General features: G+C 70.3%; 22 protein-coding genes, 1 tRNA gene and 1 pseudogene. 9 read left to right on the forward strand and 15 right to left on the reverse strand.

All coding sequences use genetic code 11. The features are described 5' to 3' along the window. Positions 1–120 precede the first annotated feature (120 nt). From purS to ABD332_RS08295, 4 genes are read left to right on the forward strand one after another with little or no spacing between them, the layout of a single operon-like run. Positions 121–381, forward strand: a complete 261-nt coding sequence (gene purS, locus ABD332_RS08280; RefSeq protein WP_344501196.1) for a phosphoribosylformylglycinamidine synthase subunit PurS — start codon at positions 121–123, stop codon at positions 379–381. After that, positions 378–1058, forward strand: a complete 681-nt coding sequence (gene purQ, locus ABD332_RS08285; RefSeq protein WP_344501197.1) for a phosphoribosylformylglycinamidine synthase subunit PurQ — start codon at positions 378–380, stop codon at positions 1056–1058. Before purS ends, purQ begins: the two co-directional genes overlap by 4 nt. Then, positions 1055–3547, forward strand: a complete 2493-nt coding sequence (gene purL, locus ABD332_RS08290; RefSeq protein ID WP_344501198.1) for a phosphoribosylformylglycinamidine synthase subunit PurL — start codon at positions 1055–1057, stop codon at positions 3545–3547. Before purQ ends, purL begins: the two co-directional genes overlap by 4 nt. A 2-nt stretch (positions 3548–3549) precedes the next feature. Then, positions 3550–4308: a 2-phosphosulfolactate phosphatase gene (locus tag ABD332_RS08295; RefSeq protein WP_344501199.1), complete on the forward strand. Its 759-nt coding sequence runs from the start codon at positions 3550–3552 to the stop codon at positions 4306–4308. A gap of 215 nt (positions 4309–4523) precedes the next feature. Here ABD332_RS08295 and ABD332_RS08300 read toward each other — a convergent pair whose 3' ends face one another. The 3 genes from ABD332_RS08300 to ABD332_RS08310 form a co-directional block, all read right to left on the reverse strand. Further along, on the reverse strand, positions 4524–5963 hold the full coding sequence (locus tag ABD332_RS08300) for a Fic family protein (RefSeq protein ID WP_344501200.1): 1440 nt from the start codon (positions 5961–5963) through the stop codon (positions 4524–4526). Between the two features lie 62 nt (positions 5964–6025). Then, positions 6026–6113, reverse strand: a tRNA-Ser gene (locus tag ABD332_RS08305). A 166-nt stretch (positions 6114–6279) separates the two neighbouring features. Beyond that, positions 6280–6810 (reverse strand): hypothetical protein, encoded by a 531-nt coding sequence (locus ABD332_RS08310; RefSeq protein WP_344501201.1) that lies wholly within the window; start codon positions 6808–6810, stop codon positions 6280–6282. A gap of 101 nt (positions 6811–6911) precedes the next feature. On the opposite strand from ABD332_RS08310, the gene ABD332_RS08315 reads away from it, so the two are divergent. Continuing rightward, positions 6912–7862, forward strand: coding sequence for an NAD(P)H-quinone oxidoreductase (locus ABD332_RS08315; RefSeq protein WP_344501202.1), 951 nt, complete (start codon positions 6912–6914; stop codon positions 7860–7862). Here the strand turns inward: ABD332_RS08315 and soxR are convergent. Both soxR and ABD332_RS08325 read right to left on the reverse strand, forming a co-directional pair. Further along, on the reverse strand, positions 7843–8313 hold the full coding sequence (soxR, locus tag ABD332_RS08320) for a redox-sensitive transcriptional activator SoxR (RefSeq protein WP_344501203.1): 471 nt from the start codon (positions 8311–8313) through the stop codon (positions 7843–7845). The two genes, ABD332_RS08315 and soxR, sit on opposite strands and share 20 nt — an antisense overlap. Positions 8314–8318: 5 nt before the next feature. Further along, positions 8319–9017 (reverse strand): glycosyltransferase family 2 protein, encoded by a 699-nt coding sequence (locus tag ABD332_RS08325; RefSeq protein ID WP_344501204.1) that lies wholly within the window; start codon positions 9015–9017, stop codon positions 8319–8321. 102 nt (positions 9018–9119) lie between these two features. On the opposite strand from ABD332_RS08325, the gene ABD332_RS08330 reads away from it, so the two are divergent. Further along, positions 9120–9500 (forward strand): PPOX class F420-dependent oxidoreductase, encoded by a 381-nt coding sequence (locus ABD332_RS08330; protein WP_344501205.1) that lies wholly within the window; start codon positions 9120–9122, stop codon positions 9498–9500. Positions 9501–9617: 117 nt separating this feature from the next. On the opposite strand, the gene ABD332_RS08335 is transcribed toward ABD332_RS08330, so the two are convergent. Continuing rightward, positions 9618–9827, reverse strand: a complete 210-nt coding sequence (locus ABD332_RS08335) for a BldC family transcriptional regulator (RefSeq protein ID WP_033365012.1) — start codon at positions 9825–9827, stop codon at positions 9618–9620. Between the two features lie 424 nt (positions 9828–10251). Continuing rightward, on the reverse strand, positions 10252–11091 hold the full coding sequence (locus ABD332_RS08340; RefSeq protein ID WP_344501206.1) for a DUF8083 family protein: 840 nt from the start codon (positions 11089–11091) through the stop codon (positions 10252–10254). A gap of 99 nt (positions 11092–11190) precedes the next feature. On the opposite strand from ABD332_RS08340, the gene ABD332_RS08345 reads away from it, so the two are divergent. Beyond that, the gene (locus ABD332_RS08345) at positions 11191–12249 is read left to right on the forward strand and encodes a Glu/Leu/Phe/Val dehydrogenase dimerization domain-containing protein (protein WP_344501207.1); all 1059 of its coding nucleotides are present in this window, start codon (positions 11191–11193) and stop codon (positions 12247–12249) included. 197 nt (positions 12250–12446) lie between these two features. Then, positions 12447–12677 (forward strand): DUF3073 domain-containing protein, encoded by a 231-nt coding sequence (locus ABD332_RS08350; protein WP_033365009.1) that lies wholly within the window; start codon positions 12447–12449, stop codon positions 12675–12677. Between the two features lie 138 nt (positions 12678–12815). Here ABD332_RS08350 and amcA read toward each other — a convergent pair whose 3' ends face one another. The 5 genes and pseudogenes from amcA to ABD332_RS08375 all read right to left on the reverse strand — a co-directional run bounded on the left by amcA (position 12816) and on the right by ABD332_RS08375 (position 17557). Then, positions 12816–12950: a multiple cyclophane-containing RiPP AmcA gene (gene amcA / locus ABD332_RS08355; RefSeq protein ID WP_425552161.1), complete on the reverse strand. Its 135-nt coding sequence runs from the start codon at positions 12948–12950 to the stop codon at positions 12816–12818. Between the two features lie 36 nt (positions 12951–12986). After that, positions 12987–14088: pseudogene (gene amcB / locus ABD332_RS08360) on the reverse strand (cyclophane-forming radical SAM peptide maturase AmcB); the annotation flags it as partial. Between the two features lie 159 nt (positions 14089–14247). Then, entirely contained in the window at positions 14248–15402 is a 1155-nt protein-coding gene (gene purM / locus ABD332_RS08365; RefSeq protein WP_344501209.1) for a phosphoribosylformylglycinamidine cyclo-ligase, read from the reverse strand. 57 nt (positions 15403–15459) lie between these two features. Further along, complete coding sequence (gene purF, locus ABD332_RS08370) at positions 15460–17019, reverse strand: amidophosphoribosyltransferase (protein ID WP_344501210.1); 1560 nt, start codon at positions 17017–17019, stop codon at positions 15460–15462. A gap of 184 nt (positions 17020–17203) precedes the next feature. After that, positions 17204–17557, reverse strand: a complete 354-nt coding sequence (locus tag ABD332_RS08375; RefSeq protein WP_344501211.1) for a sterol carrier family protein — start codon at positions 17555–17557, stop codon at positions 17204–17206. 184 nt (positions 17558–17741) lie between these two features. Between ABD332_RS08375 and ABD332_RS08380 the strand changes: the two genes are divergently transcribed. Further along, positions 17742–19820 carry a carboxypeptidase-like regulatory domain-containing protein gene (locus ABD332_RS08380; protein WP_344501212.1) on the forward strand — a complete coding sequence of 693 codons (2079 nt, stop codon included), beginning with the start codon at positions 17742–17744 and terminating at the stop codon, positions 19818–19820. Positions 19821–19930: 110 nt separating this feature from the next. Here the strand turns inward: ABD332_RS08380 and ABD332_RS08385 are convergent, their stop codons facing one another. The 3 genes from ABD332_RS08385 to ABD332_RS08395 form a co-directional block, all read right to left on the reverse strand. After that, positions 19931–20116: a hypothetical protein gene (locus ABD332_RS08385; RefSeq protein ID WP_344501213.1), complete on the reverse strand. Its 186-nt coding sequence runs from the start codon at positions 20114–20116 to the stop codon at positions 19931–19933. 142 nt (positions 20117–20258) lie between these two features. Further along, positions 20259–20765: an NUDIX domain-containing protein gene (locus tag ABD332_RS08390; RefSeq protein ID WP_344501214.1), complete on the reverse strand. Its 507-nt coding sequence runs from the start codon at positions 20763–20765 to the stop codon at positions 20259–20261. A gap of 35 nt (positions 20766–20800) precedes the next feature. Then, entirely contained in the window at positions 20801–21727 is a 927-nt protein-coding gene (locus ABD332_RS08395; RefSeq protein ID WP_344501215.1) for an anti-sigma factor RsbA family regulatory protein, read from the reverse strand. Positions 21728–21767 lie beyond the last annotated feature (40 nt).

Raw genomic sequence — 21767 nt, forward strand, 5'->3', positions numbered from 1 at the left:
GCGGGCGATATTTCGGGCCTCGCCGCACGGTCATCGAGCCGGTGATCTGCGGCGGAGCCCCGCCCGGTAGGCTCGTGTCGCTCGCCCTCGAGCGCCCGACTCAACTGTCAGGAGTGCCCCGTGGCCCGCGTCGTGGTGGACGTCATGCTCAAACCGGAGATCTTGGACCCCCAGGGTCAGGCGGTCGCGAACGCGCTGCCACGTCTCGGCGTCGCCGACGTGGCATCCGTCCGCATCGGCAAGCGGATCGAGATCGAGTTCGACGGCGCCGCCGACCTCGACCGGGCCCGCGAGATCGCCGACAAGCTCCTCGCCAACCCGGTGATCGAAGACTTCACCCTGCGGGTCGAGGAGACGCCGGCCGAGGGCGAGCAGCAGTGACCGCCAGGATCGGTGTCGTCACGTTCCCCGGCTCGCTCGACGACCGCGACGCCGCCCGTGCCGTGCACCTGACCGGCGCCGTGCCGATCTCGCTCTGGCACGCGGACTCCGAGTTGTACGGCGTCGACGCCGTCATCCTGCCGGGTGGCTTCTCCTACGGCGACTACCTGCGCGCCGGCGCGATCGCCCGGTTCTCCGCCGTGATGGAGTCGATCATCAAGGCGGCCAGCGACGGCCTGCCCGTGCTCGGCATCTGCAACGGCTTCCAGGTGCTGTGCGAGGCCCACCTGCTGCCGGGTGCGCTGACCCGCAATCAGCACCTGCACTTCCGCAACCGGGACCAGTCGCTGCGCGTGGAGATCACCGCGACCGCGTGGACGGGCGGGTTCCAGCACGGCCAGGAGATCGTCATCCCGGTCAAGAACGGCGAAGGCTGCTACATGGCCGACGAGCACACGCTCGACGAGCTCGAAGGCGAGGGTCGGGTCGTCGCGCGGTACATCCGCGGCAACCCCAACGGCTCGCTGCACGACATCGCCGCCATCACCAACGCTGCCGGCAACGTCGTCGGGATCATGCCCCACCCGGAGCACGCGGTCGAGGTGCTGACCGGCCCGTCGATCGACGGGCTGGGCATCTTCACGTCCGTGCTCGCACACCTGGGAGCTCGTGTATGACCGCCAAAACGGGTTTCGACACCGTCTCGCACGCCACGGAGACCTCCGACGAGGAGCAGCCCTACGAGGAGCTCGGCCTCCGCGAGGACGAGTACGAGCGGATCAAGCAGATCCTCGGCCGCCGCCCCACGTCGTCCGAGCTCGCCATGTACTCGATCATGTGGAGCGAGCACTGCTCGTACAAGAGCAGCAAGGTCCACCTGCGGCAGTTCAGCGAGAAGGCGCCGAAGTCGGACCTGATGCTGGCCGGCATCGGGGAGAACGCCGGGGTCATCCGGATCTCCGACGAGATCGCGGTCACGTTCAAGGTCGAGTCACACAACCACCCGAGCTTCGTCGAGCCCTACCAGGGTGCGGCGACCGGCGTCGGCGGCATCGTCCGCGACATCCTCGCCATGGGCGCCCGCCCGGTCGCCGTGATGGACCCGCTGCGCTTCGGCGCCGCCGACCACGAGGACACCAAGCGCGTCCTGCCCGGGGTCGTCGCGGGCGTCGGCGGCTACGGCAACTGCCTCGGCCTGCCCAACATCGGCGGCGAGGTCGTCTTCGACCCCTGCTACCAGGGCAACCCGCTGGTCAACGCGCTCTGCGTCGGCGTGCTGCCGGTCAACCGGCTGCAGAACAAAGAGGCGCACGGCCCCGGCAACGTCGTGGTCCTGCTCGGCGCCAAGACCGGCCGCGACGGCATCGGCGGCGTGTCGGTGCTGGCCAGCGCCACCTTCGACAGCGACGGCCCGGCCCGGCGCCCGTCCGTGCAGGTGGGCGACCCGTTCATCGAGAAGCTGCTCATCGAGAGCTGCCTCGAGTTGTACGAGCGGGAGCTCATCGTCGGCGTGCAGGACCTCGGCGGCGCGGGCCTCACGTGCGCGCTGACCGAGACCAGCGCGTCCGCCGGCACCGGCATGGACATCAACCTCAACCTGGTGCCCCTGCGCGAGGCCTCGATGGACCCGCAGGAGGTCCTCGCCAGCGAGTCGCAGGAGCGCATGCTCCTCATCGTCGAGCCGTCGAAGCTCGACGAGGTGCTCCGCGTCGCCGAGCGCTGGGGCGTCATCGCCACCGCGATCGGCCGCGTCACCGAGGGCGGCCGCCTGGTCATCAGCTGGCACGGCGAGATCGTCGTCGACGTCCCGCCCGGCTCCCTCGTCGACGACGGCCCGGTCTACGCCCGGCCGATGCGCGAGCCCGCCGACCTGATCCTGCTGCAGGCCGACCGGGCCGAGACGCTGCCCCGGCCGCGCACCGGCGTGGAGCTGCGCGAGACGCTGCTGCGCCTGGCCGCCAGCCCCAACCTGTGCGACAAGAGCTGGGTCACCGAGCAGTACGACCGCTACGTGCAGGGCAACACGATCCTCGCCCAGCCGGAGAACTCGGGCATCATCCGCATCGACGAGCAGACCGGCCTCGGCATCGCGCTGTCGACCGACGGCAACGCCCGCTTCGCCCGGCTCGACCCGTACAACGGCGCGAAGCTCGCCCTCGCCGAGTCGTACCGCAACGTGGCCGCCGCCGGCGCGACGCCGCTCGCCGTGACCAACTGCCTCAACTTCGGCTCGCCGGAGGACCCGCAGGTCATGTGGCAGTTCGCCGAAGCGGTCCGGGGCCTCGCCGACGGCTGCGCCGAGCTCGGCATCCCCGTCACCGGCGGCAACGTCAGCTTCTACAACTCCACCGGCTCGCAGGCCATCCACCCGACCCCGGTCGTCGGCGTCCTCGGCGTGCTCTCCAACGTCGGCAACCGCGTCCCGATGGGCTTCGGCGGCGACAGCGACGTGATCATGCTGCTCGGCGAGACGCAGGAGGAGCTGTCCGGCTCCGAGTGGGCCTGGGTGACGCACAACCACCTCGGCGGCCAGCCGCCCAGGGTCAACCTGGTCCGCGAGCGCATCCTCGCCTCCGTCCTCACCGAGGCGGGCGAGCGGGGCCACCTCTCCTCGGCGCACGACCTCTCCGACGGCGGCCTGGCCCAGGCCCTCGTCGAGACGACGCTGCGCTACGACCACGGCGCCAACATCACGCTGCCGGAGGGGCTGAACCCGTTCGTCGCGCTCTTCTCCGAGTCGACGGCCCGGGCGCTGGTCTCGGTGCCGCGCGGCCACGAGCAGGCGTTCACGGCGCTCTGCGCCCAGCACGGCCTGCCGGTGACCACCATCGGCACGGTCGACGGCCGCAGCCGGGCGCTGGACGTGCGGGGGCAGTTCACGATCTCCCTGGACGAGATGCGCTCCGCGTGGAAGGGCACGCTGCCGTCGCTCTTCGGCGAGGTGTCGACGGAGGCTCCCGCGTACGAGCCGCCGGCTTCCGCTTCCGCCTCTTCGGACAATTCGGGTTCTTCGGATTCTTCGGGCGGTTCGACTTCTTCGGGCGGTTCGACGACGGGGATCTTCGATCCGGTCGCCGCGCCCGAGGTGCCCGAGGTGCCGTCCGCGGTGTCCGGCGCTCCCGTCGCCGCCTACCCGGACGCCGCGCCGGACGAGCCCGACGCCTGACGATGACCGAGGGCGTCTTCAGCCAGCCCGGCTCGGGCGCCCGGTTCGACTGGGGCCCGGCCGGCGCCGCTGAGCTGGCGCGCGTCTGCTCGGTCCTGGTCGTCGTCGACGTCCTGTCGTTCTCCACCGCGGTCGACATCGCCGTCGGCCGCGGTATCCGGGTCCACCCGTTCCCCTGGAGCGACCAGGCCCGCGCCTACGCCGACCGCATCGGCGCCGCCGTCGCCGTCGGCCGTAAGCAGGTCTCCGCGGCCTCCCCATGGTCCCTGTCGCCGGCCGCCCTGCAGGCCGCCCCCTTCGTGGCCGAGCTGGTCCTGCCGTCCCCCAACGGCGCCTCCATCTGCTCCGCGGCCGCCTCCACCGGCGTCCCCGTCATCGCCGCCTGCCTGCGCAACGCGCCCGCCGTGGCCCGCTGGCTGCACTCCCAGGGCCACGGCACCCCGTCCACCCCCATCGGCGTCGTCGCCGCCGGCGAGCTCTGGCCCGACGGCACCCTCCGCCCCTGCGTCGAGGACCTCCTGGGCGCAGCCGCCGTCCTGGACGGCCTGTCCCTGCACGGCGTACCCCTGTCAGTGGAGGCCGCGGTCACCCTCGCCGCCCTCGCCGCGGTCCGCGACGTCCCAGCCGCGGTCCGCCGCTGCGTCAGCGGCCAGGAGCTCATCTCCCGCGGCTTCACCGACGACGTAACCCTCGCCATCCAGTCCGGCACCTCCGACACCGTCCCGCTCCTCACCGGCCAGTCTTTTACCCCCGCGCAGTAATGCTGTAATTCCCCCCACCGCAATTCCCCCCACCGCTCCGCGGCGGGGCCCGGCGGGGATTCTCACCCGCACCCCAATGCTCGCTGCGCTCGCACTGCCAGCGCTTGCGCGCGGCAGCCTCACCCGCATGCGCGCCGCATCCCGGTGGTCGCTGTGGCGCGGTGTGCGCTGGAGGTCGATCACTGACGTGGCGGAATGAGGCGTGCGCCTCGCTATTAGCCGATCACGACGTCCAGCACCTCGGGCGCATAAAATCGGCGGTTCAAAGCGCCCACGGAGTCCAGCGGCGCCAGGATCCCTAGTTGAACCAGTTGATTGACGAGTGAGTTGGCGCGTCCATAGGAGATGCTGAGATAGCTTTCCACTGCCCGGACCGTAAATGTAGTGTTCGCAATTGCGTAGTCCGCAAGTGTGTGGGCCGTGTCTGCGCGAAGGGTTGACCTTCGGATTCGCTCCTTGAACGACTTCTGTACTTCAACCAAGGCAAGCATACGTTCGTGGGTTGTGTCGGCTGATGAGCCGAGACCGGTTGCAAAGAATCGGATGTATGAGTCCCAGTCCCCGCGCGTGCTGACTGCCAGGAGCTGGTCGTAGTACTCTGAGCGGCGAGCTTCGAACCAGGGTGAAACCGTCAACGTCGGTTCCAGCAGGACCTGCTGGCCCAGCAGGTGAACCACGATGATGAACCGTCCGATTCGGCCGTTGCCGTCGTGAAACGGATGTAGCGTTTCAAATTGATAGTGCGCGAGTGCTGCGGCGACGACCGGATCTATCTCGTGCGCGATCTCTGCGTCGACCATCCAGTCCAGCAGATCCTGCAGGCTGGCTCGGAGGTCCAGGCCGGGCGGAGAAGGAACAAAGCGCGCGGAATGGATGCGGGGTGCCGTCGGGTGTGCGCCTTCTCGCTGGCCGACGACCACCTGGTGATCGCGAAGCGCTCCCGAGTTGCCACCCTCGCTCCGGGTGCCGCGCATCAAAATGCCTTGCAATTGCTCCAACATGGACACGGTCAGCTGCTGCCCGGATTCAATCAGGCCGAAAGCCGTGTCACCCATCCGGACGTAATTCAATACCTCCCGCAGGTCGAGATTGGGTGGTCGCTCCTCGTCTGCGGTGAGCACCTCGATCAGCGGTGCGTACGTGCCCTCCAAGGCAGATGTGCTTTGCGCTTCTGCTTGAAGCGCGGGACGACGGAAGATGCGTGGGTTCGGCAGCCGGCGAGCCGTGCTGTCCAGTGCGGCCAAGGCGGCACGTGCGTCTGCCACAGCTCTGTAGGTGCGAGCGGAGAGGTCCGGAGAGGTCCGAGGAAGGGGGTCGGGCACGAACGCCGCATGTTCCCACGGCCCATGGCTGGGGTCCGTGCCAGTGATCCGGACAAGCCGTCCTGGCGCCTGGGGTTCGAAGGCTCCGAGATCCACGCATAGCAGTGTAGTGCAAGATGTGTGACATCTTGGCGATGTGTGACATGTGCACGATGTCTGTAAACCGCAACATCGCGGGAGTGCATTGCACACAAGTGGTGGTTCACTGACATCTGCCAGGACCCTGGGTCCGGCAACACGAGTGTCTGCAGACGGCGGACAGCACCGGGATGCGGCGCGCATGCGTGTGAGGCTGCCGCGCGCAAGCGCTGGCAGTGCGAGCGCAGCGAGCATTGGGGTGCGGGTGAGAATCCCCGCCGGGGCCCCGCCGCGGAGCGGTGGGGGTGATTACAGCGCGGAGGGCGTGGGATTCGAACCCACGGAGACGCGGAACGCCTCACCGGTTTTCAAGACCGGCGCCATCGGCCACTAGGCGAGCCCTCCAGCGGAACGTCGAACAGTCTGCCAGATCGCCCCGGGGCGGTGGTGGTCACCCGTGTGAGGGAGGCCGGATGTCCTGGGGGCGGTGGCGGACTGGGCGACCGCGACCAGATGACATCGTGACACTCCGTCCCAAATGTCGCATCTCATTAGTGGGAGCTGCGCAGACTCAGGGGAAGTGACAGACACACCACGGGCGGGGGCCGGTAGGGATGCATCTCTTCTTCAACGATCCACGGGCAGCGTACGTCACCAGGCACCGGCGGATCGTCAGGCATCCGTTGGTGGCGCTGGTCGCGGGTGGGGTCGGGGTGGCGGCGCTCGGGGTGGTGATCGGCGCGGCGGGGTGGGAGTCGCCGCAGCGGGGCGGGCCGGCGCCGCAGCCGCAGCGGGCCGAGCAGGGGATGGCGATGCCCGAGCCGGTGGTGGACGTCAACATGTACGGGGTGCCCGCCGCGCCCCAGCCGGTCCTGGAGCTCGGCACGCCGCCGGTTCGGGCGGTGCCGGGCGCCGTGCAGCCGCAGCGGCCGGTGCAGACGGCGAAGAAGCCGGTGAAGCGCGTCGAGAGGGCCGGGGCTCCCGCTGTACAGACGCCGCAGACGACGGCAGAGCCCACGACGGAGCCGACGACCCAGCCGACCACCGGGCCGACGGGCGGACCGACCGCGCAGCCGACGACGGACCCGACGGGGGGACCCACGGCAGGACCCACGACAGGGCCGACGCGGACGACGCCGGCGGAGCCGGGGCCGATGTGGACGGCGTGGATGCGCGATCATCGCGTGGCGCAAAATGGGTGGCATGCGCGCGATCACGATCGAGCAGGCTGGTGGTCCTGAGGTACTGCGCTGGAGCGAGGTGCCCGATCCGGTGCCGGCCGACGGTGAGGTGCTGATCGAGGTGCGTGCGGCGGGGGTCAACCGCGCCGACCTGTTGCAGCGGCAGGGGCTCTATCCGCCGCCTGAGGGGGCGCCGCCGTATCCGGGCATGGAGGTGTCGGGGCGGGTCGTCGAGAGCCGGTCGCCGCAGTGGCAGGCCGGGCAGGAGGTCTGCGCCCTCATCGAGGGTGGCGGCTACGCGGAGCTGGCGGTGGCGTCGGCGGGGCAGGTGCTGCCGGTGCCGCGGAACGTGAGCCTCGAGGACGCCGCGGCGCTGCCCGAGGTGGCGGCGACGGTCTTCTCCAACGTGGTCGAGGTCGCGGGGCTCCAGCCGGGCGAGACGCTGCTGGTGCACGGCGGTGGCAGCGGGATCGGCACGTTCGCGGTGCAGCTGGGCGCGGCGCTCGGGGCGCACGTGGTGACGACGGCCCGGGCGCCCAAGCACGAGGCGTTGAAGAAGCTCGGCGCGGAGCGGGTGATCGACTACACGGCGGAGGACTTCAGCGAGACGGTGAAGGCCGACGTCATCCTCGACATCATCGGCGGCGCCTACCTCAAGGGCAACGTGAAGGCGCTCAAGGAGGGCGGCCGCCTGGTGGTGATCGGCATGCAGGGTGGCCGCAAGGCGGAGCTCGACCTCGGTGCGCTGCTGGCGAAGCGGGGCAGCGTGTCCGCGACGGCCCTGCGGTCCAGGTCGAAGGCGCAGAAGGCGGCGATCATCCGAGGTGTACGGGAAGAGGTCTGGCCCCTGATGGACGAGGGCATCGTCGGGCCGGTCGTGCACAGCCGGATCCCGCTGCCGGACGCCGCGGAAGCGCACCGGCTGATGGCCTCCAGCGAGCACTTCGGCAAGATCATTCTGACTCGGCCGTAGGAGGCGCGGCCGTAGGAGGGTCGGTCAGGATCACCGGGCCCGGGCCGCGGGAGGCGAGGCGGTCGGCCGTGTTGGCGAGGGTGCAGCTGCGCAGGGAGAGGCAGCCGCACCCGATGCAGCCGGTCAGGGTGTCGCGGAGCCGCTCCAGGAGCGCGATCTGCTCGTCGAGGTGGCCGCGCCAGTTTCGGGACAGCCGGGCCCAGTCGGCGCGGGTCGGGGTGCGGTTCGCCGGCAGGGACGCCAGCGCCTCCTTGATCGTCTCCAGGGGGATGCCGACCTGCGCGGAGATCCTGATGAACGAGACCCGGCGCAGCTCGGTGCGCTCGTAACGGCGCTGGTTGCCGCCGGTGCGGGTGGAGTGGATCAGGCCGAGCTTCTCGTAGAACCGCAGCGCGGACGGCGCGACCCCGCTGCGCGCCGAGAGCTCGCCGATCGTGAGCAGCTCAGCCATACGGCTCAGCGCTTGTGCGACGGCTTGCGGACGCGCTCACGGGAGAGGATCCACAGCGCCTCGACGCCGTCCTTCCAGGTGATCTTCTTGCCCTCTTCGCGGGTGCGGGCGCGGTAGCTGATCGGCACCTCGTAGGGGCGGTGCCGGTTGCGCAGCAGCTTGCCGGTCACCTCGGCCTCCATGCCGAAGCCGGCGGACTTGATCTGCAGCGACCGGTACAGCTCGACGGGCATGAGCTTGAAGCAGGTCTCGAGGTCGCCGAGGTAGCAGTTGTACAGCATGTTGGCGGCCGTGGTGACGGCCTTGTTGCCCATGACGTACCAGAACGAGAAGGAGCTGTGGCTGCCGAAGGTGCGGTTGCCGTAGACCACGGTCGCGCGGCCGTCGAGGACCGGCTCGAGCAGCTTCGGGATGTCCTGTGGGTCGTATTCGAGGTCAGCGTCGAGGATGACCATGTAGTCGCCCGTGGCGTGCTCGACCGCGGTGCGGATGGCCGCGCCCTTGCCCTTGTTCCTCGGGTGGATGACGACGCGGATGCGCTCGTCGTGCAGCCCGTTGAGGATCTCGGCGGTGCGGTCCCGGCTGCCGTCGTCGACGATGACAAGCTCGGTCTCCGTCGGGTAGTCCACGTCGAGCGCCTGTTTGACGGCGTCGGCGACGCGGACCTCCTCGTTGTAGACCGGCATCAGGATCGACAGCTTCATCACGATCTCCGAAGAGTTCTGGTTGGGACCATCAGACTAGCCTTTCATCACCCGCGCGTGTGATGTCCCCACGAGCGCTTGCACCTACGTACGGTGTGGCCTATGACGAGTGCGGCGAAGCAGCTGGGCGACGAAGCGTACATCGCGGTGACGACGTTCCGGCGGGACGGCACCGCGGTGTCGACGCCGGTGTGGGTGGCGCCCGACGGTGACGCGTTGGTGATCTGGACCGTCGCCGACTCCGGCAAGGTGAAGCGGATCCGCCGGGACGGCGCGGTGACGGTGGCGCCGTGCACGGTCCGGGGAGTGCCGACCGGCGAGGCGGTGCCGGGGCACGCGACGATCCTCGGCGCGGACGGCGGCCGCACCGCCCGCGAGCTCATCAAGCGCAAGTACGGCCTGCGTGGCCGCCTCTTCGTCTGGATGAGCGTCCGGCGGCGCGGCGAGGACGGCACGGTCGGGGTGCGGATCACGCTGGGCTGAACGGCTGTGTCCGCACAAAGCAACGCGCCCGGATCACCGGGGGGTGACGATCCGAGCGCGTCGCGGGAACAAGCGTGTCGTTTGGCACCGGAGGAATGCGCGAGGTAGGGTTGCGCCTCAGTCGCCCTGGCGCTGCTGCGGGATCTGTCCCTGGAGCAGCGCGCGCACCTCGGATTCGCGATAGCGGCGGTGGCCTCCGAGGGTGCGGATGGCGCTCAGCTTGCCCGCCTTCGCCCATCGGGTGACGGTCTTCGGGTCGACGCGGAACATCGACGCGACCTCAGCCGGTGTTAGCAACGGCTCAGGCTCATGCGTGCGAGATGGCATCGGTCACTCCTCCACAGGTACCCAGGAACGTCGGACGGGGTCCCGCCGGCCGACGCGTTTCCTATGGTCCGGCTAGTCCCCGATGTCCGACATGGGCCGAACGGCTGAAGGTCCCTGTATGGACGGATGATGAATAAGTGAATTTTCCCAATTTGGTGACACGAAATGGGATAAAGCGGGACCGGATGTGACGCTCTGTGGGTGAGCCGATACGAATCTAGCTCACCCGACCGGGTGAGCGGTAGCCCACAAAGTCCTCCCAATAACCCATAACGGACACCACTTCGGAGCGATTCGGTTGCGAAGGGTGACACCCGTTCGTGGCTGTTGGGATTCGTACATTTACGGTGATCGAAATCCACGGCAAAACACCCCGCGACGCCATGCGTGCGGGGTGTGATGGCCGGAAAAGGCCGGACCGGGGTTAGTTGCAGCGCTCCAGGAGCTGCACGGCGCGCCAGCGCTCGACCAGCTTCTCGTATACCTCGGTCGCCTCGTCGGCGTCGCCGCGGGCCACGCTGGACAGGCCCGCCGACACCAGTCCCGGCGAGTCGTCCTCGATGAGGGTCTCGTCGGACAGCAGGCCGACCAGGCCGCCGTAGTCCAGCTCGACGATCGAGCGGGAGTGGAACTCCTCCAGCCAGCGCGCCGTCTCCTCGACCGCGACCGTGATCGGCGCGTCGCCGATGGCCCGGCGCAGCACCGCATAGGCACGGTGCGCCCGCCGGCGGGCCTTGGAGATCTCGGTGCGGTAGCGCAGCACCCGCCGCCCGGGGCGCAGCGACAGCTCGCGCTCCTCCAGGTCGACGAAGACGAACCAGCGCAGGGGCACCCCCCACGTGGCGACCTGCTCGTGCACCCGGGGCATGCCGCGCTCCAGGACGTGGTCGCCGCTGCGCCAGTCGTCGACGACGGTCTGCGCCAGGCCGGCGAGCACCGGCGGGACGAAGGCGTCGGCGATCACGCTCGGCACGCCGTCGCGGGCGGTGAGCGCCGCCTCGGCGACCCGGATGCGCAGGTTCCACGGGCAGACGAGCAGGGTGTCGTCGGCCTCCAGGACGTAGGCCTCGTCGGGCAGGTCGGGCAGGCGCGTCCAGCCGGCGCCGAGCGCCTCGATGACCGCTGTCCGCTGCCGCCCGGGGCCGTCGGACAGCGCGACCGCCCGGCCCTCTTTGACGTAGCGACGCCAGTACAGCTGGTGGTCGCGATCGAAAGCGGCCAGCGGCTCGTACACCCGCAGATATGACGCGAAGAGCGACGGCACGGGCCGATCGTCGCACGAAACTGTCGGCCACCGGTATTAGGGTCGGTGTACAGGCGCCGTCTCACGAGGATCGGGCCCCCCACCGACACAGGAGCATCCATGGGTGTCTTCACCACCAGCCACGAGCAGGTCGTCTACTGTCACGACCGGCCGTCCGGCCTGCGCGCGATCATCGCCATCTACTCGACGGCGCTCGGACCGGCGTTGGGCGGGACCCGCTTCTACCCGTATGCGTCGGAGGACGACGCGCTGCACGACGTGCTCGACCTCTCCCGCGGCATGGCGTACAAGAACGCGCTCGCCGGCCTTGACCTCGGCGGCGGCAAGGCCGTCATCTGGGGTGACCCGGACAAGGACAAGAGTGAGGCGCTGCTGCGGGCCTACGGCAGGTTCGTGCAGTCGCTCGGCGGTCGTTACTACACGGCGTGCGATGTGGGCACCTATGTGCAGGACATGGACGTCGTGGCGAAGGAGACCAGGTTCGTCACGGGACGCTCCGAGTCGCACGGCGGCGCGGGTGATTCGTCGGTCCTTACCGCCTATGGGGTCTTCCAGGGCATGCGGGCTGCCGCGGAGCACCGCTGGGGCAGCCCGACGCTCGCCGGCCGGCGGGTCGGCATCGCCGGGCTCGGCAAGGTCGGCAAGCACCTGACCGAGCACCTCATCGAGGACGGCGCGTCGATCGTCGCGACCGACGTCAACGAGCGCGCCCTGGAGTGGGTCCGCACCACCTATCCGCAGGTGGACGTGGTCGACAGCAGCGAAGACCTCGTCGCGGCCGACCTGGACGTGTATGCGCCGTGCGCGCTCGGTGGGGCGCTCAGCGACGAGACCGTGGCCGTGCTGCGCGCGAAGATCGTCGCCGGCGCGGCGAACAACCAGCTGGCTCACCCGGGGGTGGAGAAACTGCTCGCCGAGCGCGACGTGCTCTACGCCCCCGACTATGTCGTCAACTCCGGCGGGGTCATCCAGGTGGCCGACGAGATCGAAGGCTTCAACTTCGCCCGGGCGCAGCAGCGGGCCGCCCGGATCTTCCACACCACCCGGGAGATCCTGCAGCTCGCGGAGGCTGAGGGGGTTCCGCCGGCGGCCGCCGCGGACCGACTCGCCGAACGGCGGATGGCCGATGTCGGAAGGCTCCGTACGATCCTCTTGTAGGACGTGACGACCACGGTACGACGGTGGTGCTTACCCAACCGGTCCGGTCGGGTAAGCAACGCCACCGAATTGGTCGGCAGGGGCGAGATGCCGAAAGGTGCCCTCGACATGTACCGTAAGAGCCACGAGAGATGCCTGACGTTGTCGGGGCCTGCCGGTAATGGCTGCCCCGTAATTCTGTGCGAGGGGGTCGAGCCATGGGGCGCGGCCGTGCGAAGGCCAAGCAGACTAGGGTGGCCAGGGAGTTGAAGTATCACTCCCCAAACACCGACCTCGACGCGTTGCAGCGCGAGCTCGCGGGCAGCCCGAAGTCTTACGACGACTACGCCGGATCCGGCGATCAAGTCGACGATGAGGCCGACGACGAGGACGACGGTAACTACGACGACTCCTCCAGCGACAGCGATTGGCGCTCACGGAGTCGTTGATCATCGGTCTACCCGGCTGACGGGCACGTGGCGACCCCACGTGCCCGCGTCATGTCCGAGACACCCGCGCGGTGGCCGTTCTCTCGACGGCACACCGCGTGGGTGTCTGGTCATAGCCTGACGCTGCTGGACCAGCCCTCAACGGGGACGGTTGTTCCAGTTGTAGAAGGTCGGGATGTTCTCGAAGTGGTTCCAGGCGCAGACGGCGCTCGCGCCGTCCTGACCACTCGCCTCCGAGCGGGCGGCCCTTGCCACGGCGGCCTCGTCGAGCAGCGCACGGAGGCCGTCAGCGGCTCCGTGGACGCGCTCGGTGACCGGGTCAGCGTGCTCCGGCATGGTCCAGCACTCCCTCCAGAAGGCAAATCTTGCTGTTGCGGCAGTGATTCGTCTCGGTGCTGTCGAACCTGCCGTGCTCGAAGTAGCGGTTCGCCGCGTGGGCACCGCCGCAGAAGCCGAAGTACGCGCACGTCGAGCGGCACGCCTCGACGCCGCGCAGGTACTCCGGCACCCACCCGGCCGAGCCGGCCGCACCGGCCAGGATCTCGGCCAGCGGGGTCTGCAGGACGCTGCCGGAGGAGAAGTCGCCGTAGCGCGCGTCCGTGAAGCCCGCCAGCTCGGGTGAGAGCAGGAAGACGCGCCCGTCGGCGGCGATCGTCGGGATCGGGTCGAGCGCGGCGGGCAGCACGCCGTCGGCGCCGCCGGCCAGGACCGCGCCCGCGTAGCGCAGCGTCCACTCGATCTCCCGCACGTGGATGCGCGGGTCGCGCCGCCACGCCGCGACGAGCTCGGCCCAGAAGCCGCGGACCGCGGCGGTGCCGTGGTCGTTCGCGCGGGCGTTGACGCCCTCCTGCTCCTCGATGTTGATCCCGAGGACGTCGCAGCCGAGGCCGAGGAAGTAGTCGTAGAGCCGGGTGGCGAGGCCCGGCCCGGGCGCGCTGACGACGCAGAGCGCCGAGAAGGGGATCCCGTGCCGCCGCAGCGTCTCGATGCCGCGCTGGATCCGGCTGTACGAGGGGGAGCCCGCCCGGTCGACCCGCTGGTCGTTGAGCTCGGGTGGCCCGTCGACGCTGACGCTGACGTGCATCTGGTGCTCGGTGAAGAACTCGCACCAGTCGTCGTCGATGAGCGTCGCGTTCGTCTGTACGTGGTGCTCGACGCCCTCGAACGGGGCCATCAGCTCGGCGAGCGCGACCCGCCCGGCGGTCAGCGGCTCGCCGCCGTGCCACACCACGGAGAAGCGGTCGTTGCCGGCGGCCCACCCGTTGACCGACGCGGCGACCGCGCCCGCGACGGCGGGGCTCATCCGGTCGTTGCGGGACCGGAACGGCAGGTAGCAGTACGTGCAGTCAAGGTTGCACAACGTCGTGGGCTGCATCACGACGTAGCCTGGCACCGGCGAGATGCCGCGCATGCCGCTCCACGACACCGCCCCGTCCTCCTTTTGGGTGTAGGGACGTGTCGCTTCAGCCTAGGTCTCTTCCCCCTCCGCGGTAAGACCTGGAGATCGGAATAGGCGAGACTTCCCCAATCCCGCCTATTCCGACAGCTTCCGGCATCCCCAGGGGGACGGTCAGCCTCGCGTGTGCGAGCCGACCATCTGCACCTGGCCGGTGCCCTCGATGACCTCGCCGACCTGCCAGGCGTCCAGGCCGCGACCGGCGAGGAACGCCAGGGTGCGGTCCGCGTCCTCGGCGGAGACGACGGTCAGCATGCCGATGCCCATGTTGAACGTGCTCTCCATCTCCATGTCCTCGATGCGCCCCTTGGTGCGCACGAGGTCGAAGATGGGCTGCGGCCGCCAGGTCGCACGGTCGACGACGGCGTCCACGTTCTCCGGCAGGACGCGGACCAGGTTGCCCGGGATGCCGCCGCCGGTGACGTGGGCATACGCGTGGACCTCGCTCTCGGTGATGAGGTCGAGGCAGTCCTTCGCGTAGATCCGGGTCGGCGTGAGCAGCTCCTCACCGAGGGTGCGCTGCGAGCCGAACTCGTCGATGACGCTGTCCAGGCGCATGCGGCCCGCGCCGAGCAGCACGTGCCGGACCAGGGAGTAGCCGTTGGAGTGCAGGCCCGAGGAGCGCAGGGCGATGACGACGTCACCGACCTCGACCCGGTCGCGGCCGAGGATCTTGTCCTCCTCGACGACGCCGACGCCGGTGCCGGAGATGTCGTACTCGTCCGGGCGCATCACGCCGGGGTGCTCGGCCGTCTCGCCACCGAGCAGGGCGCAGCCCGCGTAGCGGCAGCCGTCGGCGATACCGGCGCCGATCTCGGCGACCCGGTCCGGCACGACCTCGCCGCAGGCGATGTAGTCGAGCAGGAACAGCGGCTCGGCGCCGCAGGCCACCAGGTCGTCGACGACCATCGCGACGAGGTCGATGCCGACCGTGTCGTGGATGCCCATGGCCTGGGCGATGGCGAGCTTCGTGCCGACGCCGTCGGTGGACGAGGCGAGGATCGGGCTCTTGTACTTCTTGAGGTCGAGCCGGAACAGGCCCGCGAACCCGCCGATGTCACCCATGACCTCGGGCCGGTGCGTGCGGTGCACCTTGGTGCGGAGCAGCTCGACGGCCTTCTCGCCGGCGTGGATCGACACGCCCGCGTCGGCGTACGTCACGGTGCGCCTGCGGCCCCTGCCGTTACCGGCGGTCCACAACTGCCGCTCGGGGGTGCTGCCCTGGCCGGTCTCACCGGCCTTCTCGGCGCGCTCATCCACGTGCGTCACTTTCTCCCCTTTGATTGCCTTGGCGGCGGCCACCGCATGGTGCTACGGGTGGGCGGGTCACGGGCGCAGCAGTGCGCCCGAGCCGCCCGGACTGGCGGCGACGCTGACCGCGCCACCGTCGGTCGTGGTGGAAGCGGCCCCCGCAGCGCGCGCCACACCTTCCAGGACGTGCTTGCCGATCACGTTGTCGGCCGGCAGCTCGATCGGGTACTGACCGTCGAAGCACGCGCTGCACAGCCGGTTGGCCGGCTGCTCGGTCGCCGCGATCAGGCCGGGCAGCGACACGTAGCCGAGCGAGTCAGCGCCGATCGACCGGCGGATCCCCTCCAGGTCGAGCCCGTTGGCGAGCAGCTCCGCCCGGGTGGCGAAGTCGATGCCGTAGAAGCACGGCCACTTGACCGGCGGCGACGAGATGCGGACGTGCACTTCGACCGCACCAGCTTCTCGCAGCATACGCACGATCGCACGTTGAGTGTTGCCGCGCACGACAGAGTCGTCGACGACGACGAGGCGCTTGCCCCGCACGTTGTCGCGCAGCGGGTTGAGCTTGAGCCGGATGCCCAGCTGGCGGATCGTCTGGGACGGCTGGATGAAGGTGCGCCCGACATAGGCGTTCTTGACCAGGCCGTGGCCGAACGGGATGCCGGACTCCGTCGCGTAGCCGATCGCGGCCGGGGTGCCCGACTCCGGCACCGGCATGACCATGTCGGCCTCGACCGGGTGCTCCTTGGCGAGCGTGCGGCCGATCGCCACGCGCGCGGCGTGCACGTTGCGCCCGACGATCGTGGTGTCGGGGCGGGCCAGGTAGACGTACTCGAACAGGCAGCCCTTGGGGTCGGGGGTGCCGAAGCGGGTGGAGCGCAGGCCGTGCTCGTCGATGGCGATCAGCTCGCCGGGCTCGATCTCGCGCACGATGCTGGCGCCGACGATGTCCAGCGCGGCGGTCTCACTGGCCACCACCCAGCCGCGCTCCAGGCGGCCGAGCACCAGCGGGCGGACGCCGTTGACGTCGCGGGCCGCATACAGGGTGTCCTCGTCCATGAACACGAAGCTGAACGCGCCGCGCAGGGTCGGCAGTACCTCCAGCGCCGCGGCCTCCACCGACAGGTCCGGGCGGGCCGCGAGCAGCGCCGTCACCAGAGCGGTGTCGTTGGTCGAGTTCATCTGGTCGCGCTCGCCGAGCTCGGCGACGCGGCGGGCCAGCTCGGCCGTGTTGACCAGGTTGCCGTTGTGCGCCAGGGCGATCGTGGTGCCGCCGCGGTCCTCGCCGGGGGCGGTGGAGCGCAGCGTGGGCTGCGCGTTCTCCCAGTTGGATCCGCCGGTGGTCGAATAGCGGGCGTGGCCGATCGCGATGTGGCCGCGCAGGCTCGCCAGGGTCGGCTCGTCGAAGACCTGCGACACGAGGCCGAGGTCCTTGTACACCACCACGCCTGAGCCGTCGGAAACCGCGATGCCGGCCGCTTCCTGGCCACGGTGCTGCAATGCATACAGCCCGTAGTAGGTCATCTTCGCGACCTCTTCGCCCGGCGCCCAGACGCCGAACACACCGCACTTGTCCTGAGGACCTGGACGCTGGGGGTCGAGCTCGTGGCTCAACCGGCCATCGCCTCGGGGCACGTTGCCGCTCCTGTCGTCGCAGTTCGTCGGGGTTCGTCGGCGGTGTGGGTCGAGGGGAATCCGACCTGATAGGCGCCGCAATTCGGTCGCCTTCGCGCCCCAAAGTGTACGCGAGGAATTCGGCATGACGCACAGCCACAGTTCACGCGCGGTTCGTAACCAGTGTCACGTACGAATTGCGCAGTTACAAGGGTAGATAGGCCGATAAATCAGCCCGAACTCCGCTCGCGCGGATCTTCCCGGTGGTGACTGCTTCATGCCACGATTTCCGACCCGTGGCGATCTCCAGCCAGGTGGCTGGGTCGGTCTCCACGACGTTGGGTGGCGTACCTCTCGTGTGACGCGGACCCTCGACACATTGAATCGCACCGTATGGAGGAACCCGCACCTCCACCGAACGGCCGGGAACACGGGACCGCAGGTCAGCCAGAAGCTCGCGCACAGCGTCACGCAGCGCGAACCGGTCCGGAACGAGCCCGGCATCCATCGCATCAAGGACGGTCTGCACCGTGTCGGAATATCGGTGCGGAGTGGACATGACGGGACGATACGACCGCCTGTGGGCCGGTCGCAACACCCTGCGCCTTTCGCCGACCCCTGTGGACAAGGCATAGTTTGCTGCGGCGCACCATGCAAAGCGAGCCCCGCTCGCATGATGGACCATCGACAGACATGCTCGGCAGAGACGCTCGGGTGAAGTCAAGATCCGGAGGGGTGTGGACGTGACTACCCACCTACGAGCCTTGCTGCTCCGCTCGGGGGCGGCGGCCGTACTGGTGACGGGCGCTCTAGTCGGCACGACAGCCGCACCAGCGTTCGCGGCGGCGAACCTCAACATCAGTGCGAGCAGCGCGACGATCACCGTCGGTGGCGGCGCGGGGTCCTCGACGATCACGGTTCGGAACACCGGCGACGCCCCTCCGAACAACGACGTCAAGTTCAGCGTCGACATCCCGGTCGGTGACCAGGGCATCTCGATGAACACGCCCGGTGGGTGCTCGAACACCTCGACGGGCTTCGAGTGCACGGTCGCGCCGGGCGACCTGCCGGCGGAGGGCTCGAAGAGCTTCACCGTCTCCTTCAGCCCGCCCGCACAGAGCTCGATCCCGGCCGGCCAGTCGCGTGACGTCAACGGGCAGCTCAAGATCCAGGGCGGCGGGAACGGCTCGATCAAGGTGACCCTGAAGGCGGCCGCGGCGACCGCGCCGGCGACGCAGACGGTGACCGAGGTCTCAGGCACGGTCAACGACTCGACCACCGGCAAGGCGCTCAAGGGCGCGACCGTCACCATGGAGGACGGCGCCGGCAAGAGCCGCTCGACGACCACCAACGACGCCGGCGCCTACCGCTGGCTCGGCACCGAGAGCAACCCCATCGCCCCGGGCGGCATCTCGATCTCGGTCACCATGAACGGGTACGACGCCGGGACGAAGAACATCAACGTGCAGGCGGGCAAGGGGAGCACCGGCAACAGGATCGCCCTGGTGCCGATCGGCTCGACGGCCTCCCCGATCGCGCCGCCGTCCATGGAGGAGACCACGCCCGCCGACGCGGACTCGCAGTCGGCCGCGGCACCGGGCGCGCAGAACACGACCAACACGTCCAGCGGGGGCGGCAGCAATTCCTCGTACATCCTGATCGCGCTCGGCGCGCTCCTGGTCATCTTCGGCATCGTCGCGATCGTGCTGCTCCTGCGCCGCCGCGGTGACGACGACGAAGAGGACCTCGAGGAGGAGCCGGCCCCGCGGCGCGGTGGCGGAGGCGCGGCCCAGCGCCCCGGCTACCGCCAGGCCCAGGCCGACCCGACGATGGTCAGCGCGATGGGCGGCTCGCCCACGATGATCAACCGTGGCTCCGCGAACGACGCGACCGCGATCGTGCGCCCGGGCCGCGCCAGCGACTACGACGTGCCGCCGGACCCGTACGGCGCGCCCCTGCCGCGGGCGGGCTCCGGCTACGGTGCCGCGGCCGCCGGTGCTGGCTACGGCGCGGCGAACGGCGGCGGGTACAACGACCAGGACGGCTACGCGCAGGGCGCCCCCTCGGCGGGCTACGGCCCCTCGTCCCGCCCGGCGGTCGACCCCTACAGCCCCGAATACGGCGCGGGCGGCGGCAACGGCTACAACGACCAGGCCGGCTACGGCCCCTCGGGCGGTGGCGGCGGTGGCGGCGGGTACGCGGACTCCACCCAGCGCTGGGAGCCGAGCGCCGGCAACGGCTACGCGGGCGGCCAGGGCGGCGGCTACGGCCCCGGCTCCGGCGGTGCCAACGGCTACGGCGCGGACGGCGGTCAGAACGGCTACGGCGCGGACGGCGGTCAGAACGGCTACGGCGCGGACGACGGCCAGAACGGCTACGGCCCCTCGTCCGGCGGCGGCTACAACGGCAACGGCGCCAACGGGTACGGCGGCGACCAGGGTGGCTACGGCCCCGGCGGTGGCCAGGGTGGCTACGGCCCGTCGGCCGGTAGCGGCCAGGGCGGCTACGGCCCCGGCGGCGGTGGCGACGGCTACCCGAGCGCCGGCGGTGGCTACAGCCCGAGCGCCGGCAACGGCTACAACGGCCAGGCCGACTACGACGGCCCGTACGCCGGCCGCGGCGGCTACGAGCAGCGCGGCGGTTACGAGCCCGCCGCCGGCTACGAGCGCGACGGCTACGAGCGCGTCCCCGAGCCCCCGCGGGCCGGCAACGACAACTACGAGCAGCGCGGCGGCTACGGCGACCCGCAGGGCGCCCCTCGCGGCGGCGCCAACGGCAGCAACGGCGGCAACCGGCGCTCGCTGGACTGGCTCGACGACTGACACACACCCGGCAAACGGCGCCTCTGACACCAGGGGCGCCGTTTTTCGTGCCGGCCGCTGACCGGGGAAGGCGGGCCGTCGCACAGGTCGGCCTCCCCGCGGTCGGCGGGTTATGTGATGTGGGTGGGGAGCGCGACTGCCGACGGCCAGGAGACGCAGGTGGGGTCCAGACCCGCGTCCATGGCGACCACCGACGGTGCCGGCAGGCGCGGGTGCATCACCCGGAGCCAGCGCACCTTGCGCAGCATCTTGACGGTCGGGCCGGGCTCCCGGTGGCGGGGCGTGTGGCCGATCATGCTGCTTCCTCAATGAACCGTGTCACGCAACAGAGTGTGCGCGGCCGGACACGAAGTCGTCAGCATGCGAACGGTTCCGGTCCTGCGCTGGTCAGCTTCCCCCGTTCGGGGGCGAGTAGGGCGTGCCCGGGGTTGAGTAACGCTACTGGTGGCGGTGGCCCATCTCGGCGTGGATCGGCTCGCCGGTGGTGAGTGCCGTCAATGCCAATGACAGGCGGCGGTGCAGGGACGCGCGGATGGTGGCGTCCTCCAGCGGGAGCCACCGGACGCCGGTGAGCTCGTCGGCGGCGGGGCGCAGATCGGTGGCGGGGTCGAGGACGCCGCCGTCGAAGACGAACTGGACCTGGTCGCTCCAGGGGTCGCGGCCGGGCGTCCAGTCGACGACCAGCAGGCGCCCGGTGGGCCGGTCGAGGCCGAGCTCCTCGAGGACCTCGCGGCGGCAGGCGGCGCTCGGCGGCTCGCCCGTCTCCACGATGCCGCCGGGCAGGTCGAGGTACGGCTTGTAGTTGGGCACGACGAAGAGGATCCGGCCGGTGGGGTCCCTGATCAGGGCGCCGGCGGCGACCGTCTTGTGGGCCATCCGCCGGGCGATGCCGGGGTGGAACTCCGCCTCCGGCGGACCTTCGGCGGCGAAGAAGGAAGCGGTCACGGTGTCCATCCAACCAGGGGCGCGCCGCTGCGCCCTCAGAAGACCGCCCGCCGCATGTGGAGGCGGACGGTGGTGCCGGCGGTGCCGGTGCGCATCTCCAGCAGGTCGCAGATCTGCCGGGCGATCCACAGCCCGTGGCCGCGCTCCGAGTGCGGGCCGGCGCGCAGGAAACCCAGGAAGTTGCCGGTGGCGGTGCCGGAGTCGGTGATCTCGCAGATGACCCGGCGGTCGGTCGCCCACATGCGGGCCTCGCCCGTGCCGCCGCCGTGCCGCAGGACGTTGGTGGCGATCTCGTTGACGGCGAGCACGTAGTCGTCGACCCGGTCGTTCGCGACGCCGAGGCGCGGGGCGTGGTCGGCGACGAACTGCCGGACCGGTGCCAGGTCGGGGTGGACCGGGATCCATTCGACACCGGTGGCCGGGCACGGCGTGAGTGGCGTGTTGTGGGCGGCGTAGTAGGAGGCCGGCTCGGCGAAGTCGGCGCTGATCTCGCTGGCGGTGCCGACCGCGAGCCGCGGGTGGGTGCGGCGGGCGTCGTCGACGATGGTGCTGGCGAGGGCGCTGCTGTCGTAGCCGCACATGACCCAGGCGCGGGAGTCGGCGAGCGCGACGTTGACCACCGACTCGTACCGGCCCCACTCCGACGTCTCGAGGTCGTCCCGGCCCGCCCAGACCGGCTCGCCGATGACCCGCAGGACGGCGCTGTCGCCGGCGAGGGCGTCGATGCGGCGGTGGTGGGCGTCGAGGGTGCGCCCGGGGGAGTCGAACCAGCCGGACGGCTCGAGGAAGATGACCCGGTCCGCGGCGGCGTCGAGCCGCTCGTGCAGGAGGCCGGTGTTGCGGGTGGAGGTCACGGCCAGGACGGTGTCGCCGCGGTGCACGCCCTCGACGATGAACGGCACGGCCGCCGCGAGGAACTGCTCGGGCGAGTCGAACAGCAGCGCCTGGTGGATCAGGGTCACGACGTCGCCCCCGTTGTGCTCCGGCGCCGTTCGCGGCGCT

The sequence above is a fragment of the Dactylosporangium maewongense genome (genome assembly GCF_039531485.1).
Lineage (GTDB): Bacteria > Actinomycetota > Actinomycetes > Mycobacteriales > Micromonosporaceae > Dactylosporangium > Dactylosporangium maewongense.